The organism is Flavobacteriales bacterium, assembly GCA_016699575.1.
In the GTDB taxonomy this organism is placed as follows: Bacteria; Bacteroidota; Bacteroidia; order Flavobacteriales_F; family PHOS-HE28; genus PHOS-HE28.
Window position 1 is genome coordinate 3,963,287 of the sequence record CP064979.1, and the last position, 15,312, is coordinate 3,978,598.

A 15,312-nucleotide genomic window follows, 5' to 3' on the forward strand; every position below is an offset into this window, starting at 1 on the left:
GTTGCACAGATCATCAGTGCGTGCAACCGTAGCGTCGACCCACTGGGTCGACCAGCTACAATGTGAGGTGCCGTGTAGGTCATCGTGTCGATCAGATCGTTCCTAGCGCCGCCGCCCCCAGCAACGCCGCATCATCATCCTCCAGCGCGCTCACTGTAAGGTCCACCCGGCCGCGGTAAATGTTGAGCAAGACCGCGTGGAAACGCTCCCGCAATGGTGCCAGCAGTAGTTCGCCATTGCGCGCTATGCCCCCGAACAGCACGATGCGCTGCGGGCCTGTCGCGCAGACCGCGTTCGCCAGGCCGATGGCCAGCCAATCGGTCGTGCGTTTGAAGCATTCGACCGCCGCAGCATCACCGGAGTTCGCCCGTTCGGCGATGGTCTTCACATCCTTGACTTCCGCCGTGCCGCCAGCCTCGGCATAGGTGGCGATCATGCCGCGAATGCTCACATAAGCCTCCAGGCATCCGCTGCGACCGCAGGTGCACGACCGGCCCTCCGGCACTAGGATCATGTGGCCAAGTTCACCGGCGTTGCCAGCGCTTCCGAGCACCAGCTTTCCGTTCACGATGAAGCCGCTACCGACCCCTGTGCCCAGCGTCACCACCAAGAGGTCGTCGATGCCTTGCCCGGCGCCGTAGCGCCATTCGCCGAGCGCAGCTGCGTTGGCATCATTGCCCAATGTGGCAGGAACGCCCAACCGGTCGCTCATCATGCGGGCCAGGGGCACATCGTGCTTCCATGGCAGGTTGGGCGCCATCTCGATGATGCCCGTTAGCTGGTTCGCGTTGGGCGCACCGATGCCGATGGAATGAAGGGGTACATCATGATGCGCCCGGACCAATTCACGAGCGGTGTGTGCGAGGGTATCGGCAAAAGCATGATCATCGGCATGGCCGGTGGTGCTGATGCGGGCGCGCGTGATCACCTTGCCGTCCTGCACCAAACCCAACTTGCTGGTGGTGCCTCCAATGTCGATGCCCAGGATCATGCCTGCGCGTGGTGTTTCGATCCGCGGAAGCCGTACCAAGCGAGGAAGGCATAACAAAGCATTGGAAGCACGAAGCTCAGCGGGAATCCACGGCCAGGGTCCGCGTCGGTTTTCATCAGGTCGATGATGGCGCCTTGCAGCGGCGGGATCAATGCACCACCAACGATCATCATCACCAACAGGCTAGAACCCTGCGAGGTATCATCGCCCAAACCGTCAATGGCAAGCGTGAAGATGTTGCTCCACAGAATGGAGTTGAACAAGCCCACGGCCACGATGGCCCACATCGCCCAAGCGCCTTCGGTGGCAATGACGACACCCAGCAGGCCCATGGCCGCCACAGCGAACAGGCCCAACGCACGCGAAGGGTTCGGTCCGGCCACAACGAACGCCAGGAAGTTGGCTGCTATCAGTACCGCCATGGGCCAGGCATGCTGCAGACCGAAACGCGAACCACTGTTCAACACGAACAACAGCACGAACATGCCAGCGCCGAGCAGGGCCATGTACACGTAACGCATGCTGTCCAGGCTCCTGTTCAATGCCAGTGCACCAAGGAAGCGACCGGTCATAGCGCCGCCCCAGTACAGGCTGAGGTAGTGCTTGGCGCTGTCCTCGGGCATGCCGAGCACGCTGGGCAGCTTCAGGAAGTTGATGAGCAAGCTGCCCACCGCCACTTCGGCACCCACGTAGCAGAAGATGGCCACCATGCCCCAGCGCAGTTGAGGGTGCCGCCAGGCGTTGCTGCGGCCACTGCTCACGTGCGGTGGTTCGGGCAGGTTGGTGAAGTGCACCCACACAGCTTGCAGCAGCAGCAGCCCGGTGAACGCTGCGTACGGCCAGCGCACGGCATCGGCGCCTTTGAAGACCGAGAAGATCAGCGTGCCACCGATGATCGGGGCCAATGTGGTGCCCAATGAATTGAACGCTTGCGCCATGTTCAGGCGGCTGCTAGCGCCTTCCGGACTACCAATGATGGCCACGAACGGATTGGCCGCGATCTGCAAGAGGGTGAAGCCCAGTCCAAGCACGAACAAGGCGAAGAGGTAGAAGCCAAAGGCATTGACGTAGGTGGCGGGAACGAACAGCGCAGTTCCCAAGGCCGAAACGAGCAAGCCAGCAATGACCGCCCGCTTGTACCCGAAGTGGGCAATGGGATCCACCCCGCTCAATGACTTCAAATAGTACAACAGCGACCCCACGAAGTAGGCCCCGAAGAAGCAGAAATTCACCATGAGCGTCTGCCACCAGGGCATGTCCGGGAAGACCTCGCGCAGGTGTGGTATGAGCACATCGTTCATCACCGTCATGAAGCCCCACATGAAGAAGAGGGTGGTGAGCACGATAAGCGGCCAAAGGGCGGAACGCTGGCCACCGGCGGAAGTCATGGACATGGGGTTTGTTGACAATAATAGCCGACCACTGGTTCGGGAAGTGACGGACGGGGATCTAACATTGTCCCACAAACCAGAACGCATGAAACACATTACCCTCTTGGCCGCAATGGCCGTTACGCTGCCTGTGGCAGCTCAGATCACGGACGGAGGTTTTGAGGCTGGCATTGGCGCCGGTACTTGGACCGAAGCATCCGCAACCTTCGGAACTCCGCTCTGCGACGCCGCTTGTGGAACCTGTGGTGGTCCTTGTGCACCCTTCGCAGGAGCATTTATGCTTGGTACGGTGGCTCTGGAGCTGACACGGAGATCGGCTCTTTGGAGCAGTCAGCTCTGATCCCTACCGGCACCACGGTGGAGTTGATCATGATGTTCAAGATCGCCGGTGTGGGTGACGGAACTGCAGGCAACTACGTGAAAGCTTACATCGACGGAACGGAAGTGGGCATGGTTACCGCTGTGGACAGTACCACCTATGTTGATTACACAGAGTGGGCCATCGACATCACCAGCTTTGCCAATGGCGCCGCACACGCTGTGAAGATCGAAGGGAAGGAGAACGGAACAAGTGCGTTCAATGGTCTTGTGGACGATGTAGCCATCCGCGTGGATGGAAACGTGATCATTGGTCTCTTCGAGAACGAGTCGCTTCCCGGCATGAGCGTTTACCCCAATCCCGCCAATGAACTCATGACCTTGTCGTTCAACGGCTTGAAGGGTGAAACCGTCGTCACGATGACCGACCTGAACGGCAAACTCGTGAGCACGCAAGTGCTCAGCGAAGTGTACCAGCGCACGTTCAACTTCGCTACCGCGGATCTCGTGGACGGTGTTTACGTGGTGAACGTGACCAACAATGGCAACACTTACGCCCAGCGCGTGATGGTGGCCCACTAAGCCAATAACCTTTTGAGAGAGCCCTTCCCGAATGCCGGGAGGGGCTTTTTCGTTTCCTTCGACGGCATGGACCACACCAACGACCGAAGGGATTTCCTGAAGCTCAGTCTCGCCGGAACCGCGGCCTTGCTCGCCGGGTGTTCGGGTGCTGAGGAAGGAGTGCCGGAACCTGCTCCCGCACTGCAAGGCAACAAGGGTCCCATCGTCCTTAGCACGTGGGACCATGGAATGGCCGCCAACGCCAAGGCCTTTGGTGTGCTGCGTGGCGGAGGGAGCGTGCTGGATGCCGTGGAGCAGGGTGTGATGGTGACCGAGAGCGATTTCACCAATAGGAGCGTGGGCTTGGGTGGCATGCCTGATCGCACCGGCATAGTCACCCTTGATGCCTGCATCCAAGACCACGACGGGCGCGCTGGATCAGTCGCGTTCGTCAGCCGCTTCGAACATCCGATCAGTATGGCGCGCGCCGTGATGGAGAAGACGCCGCATGTGATGCTGGTAGGAGAGGGGGCCGAGCTCTGGGCACTGGAGAACGGCTTCCAACGCTATGACTTGCCCATGCCCGAAGATATCGGGAAAGCCTGGGCGGAATGGAAGACGAAGAATGGATCGGTTGATAGCACTCGGGTGAACGTCGAGAACCGGACCGCACCTTCCGGCGACAAGGACAACCACGACACCATCGGTATGATCGCGATGGACGCCAACGGACGCTTGGCCGGCTCTTGCACCACCAGTGGATTGGCCTTCAAGATCCGTGGACGCGTAGGCGATTCGCCCATTATTGGCGCGGGCCTTTTCGTGGACGGCGAAGCCGGAGCGGCTTGCGCTACAGGCACTGGCGAGCTTATGATCCGCACGGCAGGCAGCCACACCGTGGTCGAACTGATGCGGCAAGGTGTGGCTCCGGAGGAAGCTTGCAAACAGGCCGTCGAACGCATCATGCGAAAGCACCCGGGCATGACCGGTCAGCAGGTCGGGTTCCTCGCCCTGCGCGCCGATGGCGCATACGGAGCCTACAGCCTGTACAATGGATTCAACTACGCGCTGCACACAGAAAAAGGCAACGATCTGGTCGACGCTGCCTTCGCGAAGAAGTGGGAGTGACGATGCTCAGGCGTCGAACTTGTAGCCCACCCCCTTCACCGTCTTGATGTTCTGCTCGCCGATCTTCTCGCGCAGCTTGCGGATGTGCACATCGATGGTGCGGTCGCCCACGAAGAGGTCGTTGCCCCACACTTGGCCGTAAATGTCTTCGCGCTTGAACACCTTGCCTGGTTTGGAGATCAGCAGGCTGAGCAACTCGAATTCCTTCTTCGGCAACTGGACGGGCGCACCGTTCACATGCACTGAAACCCGGTCGAGGTCGACGCGCACGCCATTGGCCTCCATCACTTGGTCTTCAACGCGCCCGCTGCCTTTGCGTTTCAGCAGGGCTTTCACCTTGCTCACGAACACCTTCGGGCGCACCGGCTTGGTGATGTAATCGTCGGCACCCGCTTCGAACCCGGCGATCTGGGAATAGTCCTCGCCGCGGGCGGTCAGGAAAACGATCAGCGTATCGTGGAACTCGGGCAGTTGGCGCAGTTGCATGCACACCTCCACGCCGTCCATGCCGGGCATCATGATGTCCAGCACGATCAGGTGCGGCTTGAGCTCCTTCGCCTTGCGCAAAGCCTCACGGCCGTTCTGGGCGGTGCTCACCTGCATGCCCTCCCGTTCCAGGTTGTACTTCAGCAGATCGAGGATATCCACCTCGTCGTCCACCACAAGCACTTTCGAACTCGTCCAACTCACGCCGTCTTCCATTTGTGCGGCAAAGGAACCGAGGTCCATACGGGGCTACGTTAAGGGATGGTCAAAAGTAGGTTGCGTCCGGCCGCATCCCGTCGTCCTGTCTCCGCCTACATTCGCCGCACAAGCGGGAGTAGCTCAGTTGGTAGAGCATCAGCTTCCCAAGCTGAGGGTCGCGGGTTCGAGTCCCGTTTCCCGCTCCGGAACGGAGGCCACAAGCCTCCGTTTTCGTTGGTGCTAACGCCATGGTGTTCGTGGTTCGCTGCGCCGGTCGCCTTCCACCTTGAAGCAGCGGGCATTTTTGCCCCGCATGGCAAAGCGCACGGCCGGGACCGCACGGACCAGCACCTTGAAGGTGGTGGAGCTCTTCGCTGGCGTTGGCGGTTTCCGGCTCGGGCTGGAGGCAGCTTCCCGCGGGCGGCGATCGGTGAAATTCGAGGTAGCTTGGAGCAATCAGTGGGAGCCGAGCACCTCGGTGCAGCATGCATCCGATGTGTACACGGCGCGCTTCGGCAAGAAGGGCCATTCGAACCTGGACATCAGCACGGTTGATGTGGCGGACATCCCGGACCATGACCTTTTGGTAGGGGGGTTCCCTTGCCAGGATTATTCAGTGGCCAGCACGCTCATCAACTCCAAGGGCTTGGTGGGCAAGAAGGGCGTGCTATGGTGGCAGATCCATCGCATACTGAAGGGCAAGCGCCGAAAACCGCAGTACCTCCTGTTGGAGAACGTGGATCGGCTACTGGCCTCGCCCGCCGCACAACGCGGTCGGGATATGGCGGTAATGCTCCGCAGTCTCAGCGACTTGGGCTATGCTGTTGAATGGCGCGTGGTGAACGCCGCGGATTATGGCATGCCCCAGCGTCGAAGACGCGTTTTCATCTTGGGTGTTCACCGCTCAAGTCCCTTGTTCAAGCGGATGCAGGCCGAGTTTGCTTCCGAAGCGGCTATCGGTGGCCTGCTGAACGAGGCATTTCCAGTGCAAGAGCCCGTAGAGAAGGAGCATCGTTTCACGTTGGAGAAGAACCTACGGACCGTCAGTGACCGCTTCAACGCCAAGCGCGCCAAGAGCCCGTTCCAGAACAGCGGGATGATGGTTGATGGTGCCGTGCGCACCCGCAAGGTGAAGGCTGCCTATTCCGGTCCGGTGGCTACGCTGGGCCAGGTGCTGGTGCCGACCAAGCTGGTTCCGAAAGAGTTCTTCGTTCAAGCCGGTCAACTGCCCGCGTGGCGCCAACTGAAAGGAGCGAAGCGCGAAGAGCGGACGGCCCGCACCGGACATCGCTACACCTATGCGGAGGGCGCCATGGTCTTCCCGGATGCGTTGGATCGCCCGTCACGGACCATCATCACCAAGGAAGGGGGCTCGGCACCCAGCCGGTTCAAGCACGTGGTGCGCACCCCCGAAGGGAGGCTCCGCCGCTTGGTACCCGAGGAACTGGAAGCACTCAACATGTTCCCCGTGGGCCACACGGCCGGCGTGGATCCCGCGCGGCGTGCGTTCTTCATGGGGAACGCCTTGGTCGTGGGCGTCGTGGAACGCATCGGCAAGGCGTTGGGTGACGCCATATCCAAGGAACCGCGTTAGCCGCCACCTTTGCGGCAACATGGAAACAGCGGTTCTGGGTGCTGGGTGCTTTTGGTGCGTTGAGGCGGTCTTCAAGGAGGTGCGCGGGGTGACTTCCGTGACGCCCGGCTTTTGCAACGGCCGCACACGCAACCCCACTTACAAGGAAGTATGCACGGGAACGACCGGTCACAATGAGGTGGCGCGCATCGTGTTCGATCCTGCTGTGGTCAATTTCGCGCAGTTGCTGGAGGTGTTCTGGGGAACGCACGACCCCACTACCCTGAACCGGCAGGGCGAGGACATAGGAGAGCAATACAGATCCGGTGTCTACTACCTGAACGAAGCCCAGCGTGCAACTGCCGAAGCCATGAAGCAGGCGTTGGACGGCAGTGCGGCTTTTGGCGCCCCGGTGGTTACGGAGGTGGTTGCGCTGGATGAGTTCTTCCCGGCCGAGAACTACCACCACGATTACTACGCCAACAACCCCGACCAAGGGTACTGCCGCGTCGTACTCCGGCCCAAGCTGGAAAAGTTCCGCAAGGCGTTCGCCGCATTCCGTTGAACGGCACGGTTCCTGATCACTGCCCTATTTTCACACCGACCCCACGCACATGTACAAGAAGACCATCGTAGTGATCGCGACCCTGTCCGTTGCCTTTGCCACCGCACCGCCCGATGAAGGCGTTGAACTCATCGAGAACGGCGGGTTCGAAACCATCACCAAGGAAGCCAACACATGGGACCAGATCCGTTTGGCCACCGGTTGGGGCAACGCCACGTTGGGCATGAGCGAGCTCTTCAGCAAAAGTGCCCCCGCCAAGACCGTGGGCATTCCGGATAATGAATACGGCTCTTGCGATCCCTTTGATGGTGAGCACTTTGCGGGCTTCCACGCATGGAAGGACGATGTGCGCTTCGATTGGGGAAGCAGCGACCCCGAGGAACTCTTCAAACCCGGTTGGAACCTCTACGCTGAGTACATCCAATGCGAGATGAAGCAAGCCTTGTTCGAGGGGCGTACCTACGAAGTGGTCTATCGCATCCGGCTCTCGAAGAACAGCGATCGCGCCGTTAGCGGTATCGGCGCCTATTTCGGCCCCGAGAAGATGGAGTACTACCACCGGCACTACCTGGCCGAGAAGCCTGTGGTTTACACAGAGACCATCACCAAGGACAAGGACAAATGGACCGAAGTGCGGGGCACGTTCGTGGCGGATGGTGGTGAGAGCTGGTTGTGCATCGGTGTGTTCCCGCACGCTGGCATGGACCAGACCAGGATCATCGAGGGGCTGGACAACAAATACGCTTACTACTACATCGATGGGATCAGCGTGAGGGAAGTGGAGCCGGACAAGTGAGGTTCGCAGGGTTTTGTGACCTTCGCGCCATTGTTGCGTCGCAAACCCTGTTCAACCCAAAACCTTCCCGCTATGAAGAAACAACTTACGCGTCTGGCTGCCATTGCAGCTTGTACAGGCCCGGTGGCACTCCATGCCCAGAACATGGTGCGCAATTCCGGGTTCGAAGACATCGGAACCCCGGTCACCACCTGGGATCAACTGGACCACGCCACCGGCTGGAGCAATGCCAATGCTGGCAGTTGCGACGTGTTCCAGAAAGATTGCAAGGACAAGAGCACGGCCATCCCCGACAATGAACTCGGCAGCGCCGCACCGAGCGACGGTGAGCATTATGCCGGTTTCGTGGCCTATAAGGACGACCGCAAGCACAACTGGAAACGGACGTTCCTTGGAACGCACGACCACGAGCGTTGGATCGAAGCCTACCAGAATTACAGCGAGTACATGCAGATCGAGCTTTCCGGTCCGCTTGAGGCCGGCAAGGAGTACGATATCGCATTCAAGGTGAGCCTGGGCGAGCACAGCGACCGCGCGGTCAGCGGCATCGGTGCCTATTGCTCACCCGTACAACTGGCCCACGCTCACCGCCACTATCTTGACGTGAAGCCACAAGTCTTCACCCGCGAGGTGCTGAAGGACAAGGCCAACTGGGTGGATGTGAAGGGTACGTTCAAGGCTGACGGCGGTGAGCGTTTCATCGTGATCGGAGCATTCCCCACAGCCGGTATGGAGAAAGTGAAGGTGATCGAAGGCGGTGATAGCCAACGGGCTTACTACTTCGTGGACGGGGTAAGCCTTGTGCTGCATCCTGAGCCCGATACCGATGGAGACGGTGTGATCGACAAACTGGACAAGTGCATGAACGTGCCTGGTTTGGCTACCCTCGACGGCTGCCCCGATAAGGACGGCGACGGTGTTACCGATGCCATGGACGCTTGCCCGGACAAGAGCGGACCCGCCGACAAGCAGGGCTGCCCTGACACCGATGGTGATGGCGTTACCGACAATATCGACCGCTGCCCTAACGAGAAAGGCGTGGCCAGCATGAAGGGCTGCCCGGAGATCAACGAGAAGACGAAGCAGTTGTTCCAGCGTGCGCTCACCGGGGTCAAGTTCGATACCGGCAAGAGCACCATTAAGAAGGAGAGCAACACCATCCTGAACGAGGTGGTGAAGGTGATGCAGGAGAACCCGACCTACAACTTGGAGATCCATGGCCACACCGACGACCAGGGCGACGATGCCAAGAACTTGAAGTTGAGCGACGACCGTGCGGCTGCCGTGCGCGAGTACCTAACCAAGGCCGGTGTATCCGGCGACCGTCTGCGTTCACAAGGCCACGGCGAGACGATGCCCGTCGCGGACAACAAGACATCGACCGGCCGGGCTACCAACCGCCGCGTTGAGTTCAAGGTCACGTTCTGGGAGTAACCGCCCCGATCGCTTTCAATGAAAGAGGCCGCTCGTGTTGAGCGGCCTCTTCCGTTCTGTTCCACTGGGCGCGCTCAGCGCAGCTTCTGCACTTTCCATCCGTAGCGCTCCTCAGCAATGCGCATGGCGTGCTTGAAGGCGGCGTGCGTGCGCAGGAAATCGTAGCGCTCCTCAGCCACCTTGTCCGCGTATTGCGGCAGGGCGATGAGCTCGCTCAAGATCGGACGGCATTTGGTGCTCGCCATGTTGTAGAGCATCTTCACATAGTCAACGCTCACCACCATGTCGGTGCCGTGCTCCTCCGACCACTTGTCGCAGTTGGGGTCGTTGAGGACGGCTTGGCACATGAGTGCGTTCAACAGCAGGCGCGCCTTGGGCAGGAAGGCGTACTTGATGCTGCCTTTGTCCAGGATCTCCTTCGTGATGCGGCCCAGACGCTCTTGGATCTTGTAGCAGAGCACGATCCGTCGCGGGTCGGCATTGAGGCGGCCCGGGGTGAACATCATGTCATAGATCTTGTCGTCCTCGAAGGCAGTGCGCATGCTGCGCATCTTGTCGATCTCGCCTTCGCTGGCCAGGAACGTCTGTGCCAGCTTCAGCAGGCCGATGGCACGGCTTTCACTGATGCCGAGTTCCTCCAATTCCTCGGCGCTGTGCCCTTCAAAGCTGCGCTCCTGCCGTTCGTAGAAGATGCCCAGCTTGCGGAAGGCATCCTGCAGCTGCAGCTGGATCATATCGTTGGCACGCAGGTTCCACGGCTGTATCGGGGTCTGGCGGTTGTTGTTGATCGTCACGCTCACCACGAACTCGTCCGGCGCTTCGCTCACCACTTTGGCCATCACGTGGATGTGCTTCAAACGGTTCTTGATGCGGCTGATGTCCTTGTGGTCTTCGTGCTTTTCGAGGAACCGGCTGATCGTCGTTACCGTCTGAGCACCGTTGAGCAGGCGGGGCTCAATGATCTCGCTCACGCCGTTGGCGTTGTGCGCGAACTTGGTGCAGCTGAAAGTCACTCCGTTGTGATCGAACAGGAAGCGGCTCTCGTCTTGGCTGCCATCGATAAGCATGTCCTTGAAGGCACGCTCCATGGCCCGGTTGGCCGGGCTGGTTTCGGGCATGCCGTACCGGATGTTGCGCTCGAAGAAACGGTCGCCCATCTGTTTGTGCATGGTGTGCAGGTCCCAAAGGCGCATGAACCCTACGTGCAGGCTCTCACCATCGGGGCCTTCGGCGTTCAGCACGCTGCCCAGCTCAAGCTCGAAGCGGTGTGTGCGGTGCTCGGTCGAATTACCGCTCTTGCCCGTAACGCTCTTGAAGACCACCACCATGGTGACCCGCTTCCCGGAGAAGTAGTTGTTGATGACGAACTGCTTGTTCTCGAGGTCTTCGCGCAGTTTGTCCAGCACGATGCCGCGCTCGGCTTCAGCGGGGTCGCCCAAGAAAACGAACTGGAACTGGACCCTGTCGATGCTGTCACGGTCTTCCTTAAGGCTCCTGCGGAGGCGCTTGGTCAGCGCATCATCGGCCGAAGCATTGCTGAAAATGTGCTCCAAACCACCACCCAGAAGTTGCTCGAAAGCAGGGCGGAAGGTGTCCGCATTCTTCGAGTTGCGGAAGATGAACAGGTGGAGGGTCTTCTTCTTGGCGTCAACATGGAAGCCATCGATGCCCGTGGAGCTTCCGCCGAAGGCCACCTGTTCAGACGCTTGCTCCCGGTCAAGGCCAACGATAGCCTCCAGATACAGCAGTCCGAAATAGTCGTTCGGGGCTCCTCCATGCTTTCCCTTCAGCTCTTTATGGGCGGCGGAGATCTTCGCGTCTGTGATGGACATGGCCTTCGTTTTCAGTTAGGGCCGTGAAACTGCACAGTCCCGACCATATCCGCAAGCCTTTTGGTCGGGAAAAGTCACGGCAAGGACCCGTTTAGGGGTCAATTCCCGCTGAAGTAGCGGCAAACAGCCACCCCGTCGGACCCGTCCACACGTGCAAGGAACAGGCCCGCCAACCCGGGAAGTTCGAGCTCGGAAACACCGGCAGCCCAGGTCCCGGCCCAGATCGGTCGACCGGTGGCGTCCAGCACATCCACTTGGGCCGGAACCGCTATGGATCGGAACAGCCGGTTGCCCACCGCCCATAATCGAGGCTTGGGTTCGCCAGCATCGTCCACCCCGGCGCTAAGCCCCCAAATGGCATCAACCCATTGGGGGTTGTCGATGTAAGGGTTGCGGTTCAGTTGGACAGCAAAAATGGCGTTGTTGCGGTCAACCTCCTTATTGTCCACGGGGTCCTGGTTATGCCAGGCATACAACATGCTTTGGGCCCATTGGCTGAATTCGCCTCCGGTGAGCATCGGGCATGGCCACGTGGAGGTCTGGTCCATGTAGCGCGTGAGCATGTAGAAGTAGCTGCGGGCCAGGTCCCCTTTGTACAGGTCGATGGGTTCGAACGCATCTTGTCCTCCGCAGCCTTGGTTCACGCATGGACCGACCTTGCTGCCGTTCTGGCTGGTCCAATCGGGGTTGGTGACTTCACCATAAACAAAGCTGCCCCTCTTCTGGTTCACCCAACCATCGGTCGGGTAAATGTGGAACAGGTCACTGTTCATAGGGGGCTGGTCGTTGAACCAGCTCAGTGGAAAGCTGTGCTCACGATTGAAACAATCGCCTTCGCCCGTGTAGGTGCCGCACTGGTCGACCCCGAACGTGTACAAGTAGGGTTCGTTGGGGCCCGGGACATCGCTGTAGATGTCCCAGACATAACCGTCAGGCCGGTCGTCGGTGCTCTGCATAAGCCCCCAAAGAGCGCTGTACTGCTGAACACTATGGTTGTCGATGATGTCGCGCAGCGCTAGGCGCAAGGGTTCGCCGCTCAGGCCGAACGTGCTGTCGTAATAGCCGGGCGGGGGTTGGGCCACGGCAGTGCTTCCAACGAGCAAGAACAGGGCAGCGCTCTTCATGCCGCCAAAGTACCTCCTCAGGGTGGGAACGACGAAGGCGGACCAGGGCCCGCCTTCGCTTAGCGTTCGTATGGCGATCATTCAACCACGATGCGGGCAGTATGCACCAATATGCCGTTGCTCGTGGCCAGCAGCGCGTAGAGCCCAGTGGCCAGATCAACCGTGATCAGCGTGCCCTTGGAGGTGTTCAAGCTCTGCTGCTTCACCAGCGCGCCGTTGGATGCCACCCACTGGAATTGGGCGCCCGTGAACGAACCCAGGTCAATGGTCAAGGGCTGACCTTCGGATACGAGCGTCGGGAACAATGTCACCGCGTTGTTCCCGGTTTCTTCGATACCGGCCGCAATACCGCACAGCGCACCATCGGCGATGGAGACCGGCTGGAAAGCGATGGCGAGGTCGTTGACGACCATCGGCTCGGTCTGCTGAACCATGGTCGTGGTACCGACCGTGTTGGCCACGCCAAGATTATCAATAACGGTAGCCGAAGCTTCAGTGTACAAGCAGCCAGGAGGACTGTCAGGTGCGAACCGCGCGGCGTAGGCATTTGACTCCCAGGTGTTGTTATCGTATACGTTCCCCGCAAGATGCGCCGCACCACCTTCGCCGCTCAAGCAAAAAAGACCTGAGCTCATGTTCGAATTCTGAACGAACCGGCTGAGGACATCACCATCGGCGTTCACGTGCAGCAGGGATCCGTATGTCCCGTTGGCGATCATGAAGGTCCCATCATCCAAAGGGCGCAACGACTCGAAGTAGTAGTCGTCCATGTAATGCTTCATCCAGAGGATCGTTCCCGAAGGGCTCATCCGCATCATCATCGCGTAGCTATCTTGCATACCGGCGAAGAGCAGGTCCCCGTTCGGCAGGATCTCCATATTGCGAAGGTGACTATAGGTGGTCACTTGATAATAGGTCTGGTTCCAGACCACGTTGCCATTGGCGTCCACCTTTATCACGAAAGGCCAGTCGCGGTCCTTGCCGCAGATCACACAGCCACCATCGTCCGTCGGTTCACAATCGAAGGTGGGGTGCTTGTCATAAAGCGTGTCCTCCGTGCTTGTGAAGCTCTTGGCCCAGATGGGTGCACCATTGCCACTGAGCTTGGCAATGACCGGGTCCATGGTGGCCGGGATACTGAGTAGCAAGTCGCCATTGGTTTGTTCGCTGACCTTGGCCGCACGATAGGAGTAGTCCATATCGTACATGTTCCCGAACTGTAGTTGCTTGGACCAGATGAGGACACCGGTCTGGGAGAACCGGAGCAAAGTGCGCATTTCGCCCATTGAGCCGTATCCGTTCACGAGCGCATAGACGTCTCCGTTCGCGAATTGGCCCATGGTGGAGGCTGTTCCCAAGCTAATGCCTGCTTGTTGCGCGAAGGACCTCGCCCAGATCGGCTCACCGCTTTGGTCCGTGCGCATGACGATGAACGAATTGGTGGCCCAATCCAACATGGCCAAGGCATAGCCTCCATCCGCGAGCAAGGATGCATTGCTCACCTCCAATTGGGTGTTGTCAAGCGTGTATTTGCGCTCGAACTCCTGCGCTGCAACATGCAGTCCGGATAGAACGAGCGCTATCAACGGTAGAGCCTTTCTCATGGTGGTGGGGCGATGCCTTGTGGCAATTCAGTGTGAAAGTAGGGTTTGCCCTGACCAGGGCGCACCAGCCGCACTACCATCTTTGGCATCCTGATGAAGGTCGCGGTGATAGGAGCCGGTGCTGCGGGGTATTTCGCGGCCATTTCCGTGAGGGAGCATTGGCTTGGAGCCCATGTTGAACTGTTGGAAAAGGGTAGCAAGGTGCTGGCCAAGGTCCGCATCAGCGGTGGTGGCCGTTGCAATGTCTCCCACGACCAACCGGAACCTCGGAAATTGGCCCTGCACTATCCGCGGGGCGGTCGATTCCTGAAAAAGGCCTTCGAGCAGTGGAGCGTACAGGACACCGTGGCCTGGTTCGAGGCCCAAGGGGTGGAGCTGAAGACCGAAGAAGATGGACGGATGTTCCCCGTAACGGACGACTCGGGGACCATTGTTGAGGCGTTGCGGTCGGCGGCGCACAAGGCTGGTGTGGTACTGCGGATGAACGCCGGGGTCCGGGCCCTTCGGAAGACCGAAGGTGGGTTCGCCATCGAACTCGAGGGCGGGCAAGGGTTGGTCATGGACAAGGTTATTGTTGCCGCCGGTGGCCACCCCAAAACCGAAGGCTACGCTTGGTTGGCGGACTTGGGTGTTCCAATCGTCCAACCGGTTCCATCGCTCTTCACGTTCAACCTGATGGACAAATCCATGAGCGAGCTCATGGGCGTTGTGGCACCCAAGGCCGTCGTACGACTGGCCGGATTGAAGCTCGAAGAACAGGGGCCGTTGCTCATCACGCATTGGGGCTTCAGCGGCCCGCCGGTGCTGCGCCTAAGCGCTTGGGGAGCCCGCGAGCTGCAGGCCGCGCAGTACCGCTACACAGTGCAGGTGAACTGGGTGGGCCGTCCGGAGAACGAAGCTCGCGCGGAGATGGACAACGACTGGTCCTCACACCCCAAGAAGCAGGTCATCAATGCTTGCCCGTTCGATCTGCCGGAACGGTTATGGGCGTGGCATTTGGACAAGGCCGGCATTCCCGCAACAAAGCCCTGTGCCGAGGTGGGCAAGCATGATCGCAACCGGCTGCTGGACCGCCTGGTGAACGACCGTCATCCCGCCCAAGGCAAAACCACGTTCAAGGAGGAATTCGTTACGGCCGGTGGGGTGGACCTCACCTCAGTGGACCCCAACACCATGCAAAGCCGTACGCTGCCTGGTTTGTTCTTCGCCGGTGAGGTTCTGGACATCGACGGCATCACCGGTGGGTTCAACTTCCAAGCGGCGTGGACCACAGGCTGGGTAGCCGGAAAACACGTTGGCTACTGAGAGGAA

13 protein-coding genes and 1 tRNA gene are annotated in these 15,312 nt (G+C 59.7%); 8 read left to right on the forward strand and 6 right to left on the reverse strand.

Going from position 1 to position 15,312, the window contains the following annotated elements; all coding sequences use genetic code 11:
- Positions 1-91 precede the first annotated feature (91 nt).
- Complete coding sequence (locus IPJ76_16580; protein ID QQR86193.1) at positions 92-991, reverse strand: ROK family protein; 900 nt, start codon at positions 989-991, stop codon at positions 92-94.
- Positions 988-2,379 (reverse strand): sugar MFS transporter, encoded by a 1,392-nt coding sequence (locus tag IPJ76_16585; protein QQR88490.1) that lies wholly within the window; start codon positions 2,377-2,379, stop codon positions 988-990. The genes IPJ76_16580 and IPJ76_16585 overlap by 4 nt, the downstream gene beginning before the upstream one ends.
- 255 nt (positions 2,380-2,634) lie before the next feature.
- On the opposite strand from IPJ76_16585, the gene IPJ76_16590 reads away from it, so the two are divergent.
- Positions 2,635-3,282 carry a T9SS type A sorting domain-containing protein gene (locus tag IPJ76_16590; GenBank protein QQR86194.1) on the forward strand — a complete coding sequence of 216 codons (648 nt, stop codon included), beginning with the start codon at positions 2,635-2,637 and terminating at the stop codon, positions 3,280-3,282.
- Between the two features lie 66 nt (positions 3,283-3,348).
- Positions 3,349-4,389: a N(4)-(beta-N-acetylglucosaminyl)-L-asparaginase gene (locus IPJ76_16595; GenBank protein ID QQR86195.1), complete on the forward strand. Its 1,041-nt coding sequence runs from the start codon at positions 3,349-3,351 to the stop codon at positions 4,387-4,389.
- A 6-nt stretch (positions 4,390-4,395) separates the two neighbouring features.
- On the opposite strand, the gene IPJ76_16600 is transcribed toward IPJ76_16595, so the two are convergent.
- A complete protein-coding gene (locus IPJ76_16600; GenBank protein QQR88491.1) occupies positions 4,396-5,091 on the reverse strand; it encodes a response regulator transcription factor in 696 nt (231 codons plus the stop codon).
- Positions 5,092-5,203: 112 nt separating this feature from the next.
- On the opposite strand from IPJ76_16600, the gene IPJ76_16605 reads away from it, so the two are divergent.
- The 5 genes from IPJ76_16605 (at position 5,204) to IPJ76_16625 (ending at position 9,441) form a co-directional block, all read left to right on the forward strand.
- Positions 5,204-5,276: transfer RNA gene (locus tag IPJ76_16605), tRNA-Gly, on the forward strand.
- Positions 5,277-5,386: 110 nt separating this feature from the next.
- Positions 5,387-6,667 (forward strand): DNA (cytosine-5-)-methyltransferase, encoded by a 1,281-nt coding sequence (gene dcm, locus IPJ76_16610; protein QQR86196.1) that lies wholly within the window; start codon positions 5,387-5,389, stop codon positions 6,665-6,667.
- 19 nt (positions 6,668-6,686) lie between these two features.
- Positions 6,687-7,211, forward strand: a complete 525-nt coding sequence (gene msrA / locus IPJ76_16615) for a peptide-methionine (S)-S-oxide reductase MsrA (protein ID QQR86197.1) — start codon at positions 6,687-6,689, stop codon at positions 7,209-7,211.
- A gap of 49 nt (positions 7,212-7,260) precedes the next feature.
- Positions 7,261-8,007 carry a hypothetical protein gene (locus tag IPJ76_16620; protein ID QQR86198.1) on the forward strand — a complete coding sequence of 249 codons (747 nt, stop codon included), beginning with the start codon at positions 7,261-7,263 and terminating at the stop codon, positions 8,005-8,007.
- Between the two features lie 72 nt (positions 8,008-8,079).
- Entirely contained in the window at positions 8,080-9,441 is a 1,362-nt protein-coding gene (locus IPJ76_16625; GenBank protein ID QQR86199.1) for an OmpA family protein, read from the forward strand.
- A gap of 74 nt (positions 9,442-9,515) precedes the next feature.
- On the opposite strand, the gene IPJ76_16630 is transcribed toward IPJ76_16625, so the two are convergent.
- From IPJ76_16630 to IPJ76_16640, 3 genes are all read right to left on the reverse strand, one after another.
- Positions 9,516-11,273 (reverse strand): AIPR family protein, encoded by a 1,758-nt coding sequence (locus IPJ76_16630; GenBank protein QQR86200.1) that lies wholly within the window; start codon positions 11,271-11,273, stop codon positions 9,516-9,518.
- A gap of 98 nt (positions 11,274-11,371) precedes the next feature.
- On the reverse strand, positions 11,372-12,397 hold the full coding sequence (locus tag IPJ76_16635) for an endonuclease (GenBank protein QQR86201.1): 1,026 nt from the start codon (positions 12,395-12,397) through the stop codon (positions 11,372-11,374).
- 77 nt (positions 12,398-12,474) lie between these two features.
- Positions 12,475-14,001, reverse strand: a complete 1,527-nt coding sequence (locus IPJ76_16640) for a hypothetical protein (protein ID QQR86202.1) — start codon at positions 13,999-14,001, stop codon at positions 12,475-12,477.
- 93 nt (positions 14,002-14,094) lie between these two features.
- Here IPJ76_16640 and IPJ76_16645 point away from each other — a divergent pair, with 93 nt between their 5' ends.
- A complete protein-coding gene (locus tag IPJ76_16645) occupies positions 14,095-15,306 on the forward strand; it encodes an NAD(P)/FAD-dependent oxidoreductase (protein ID QQR86203.1) in 1,212 nt (403 codons plus the stop codon).
- Positions 15,307-15,312: the final 6 nt, after the last annotated feature.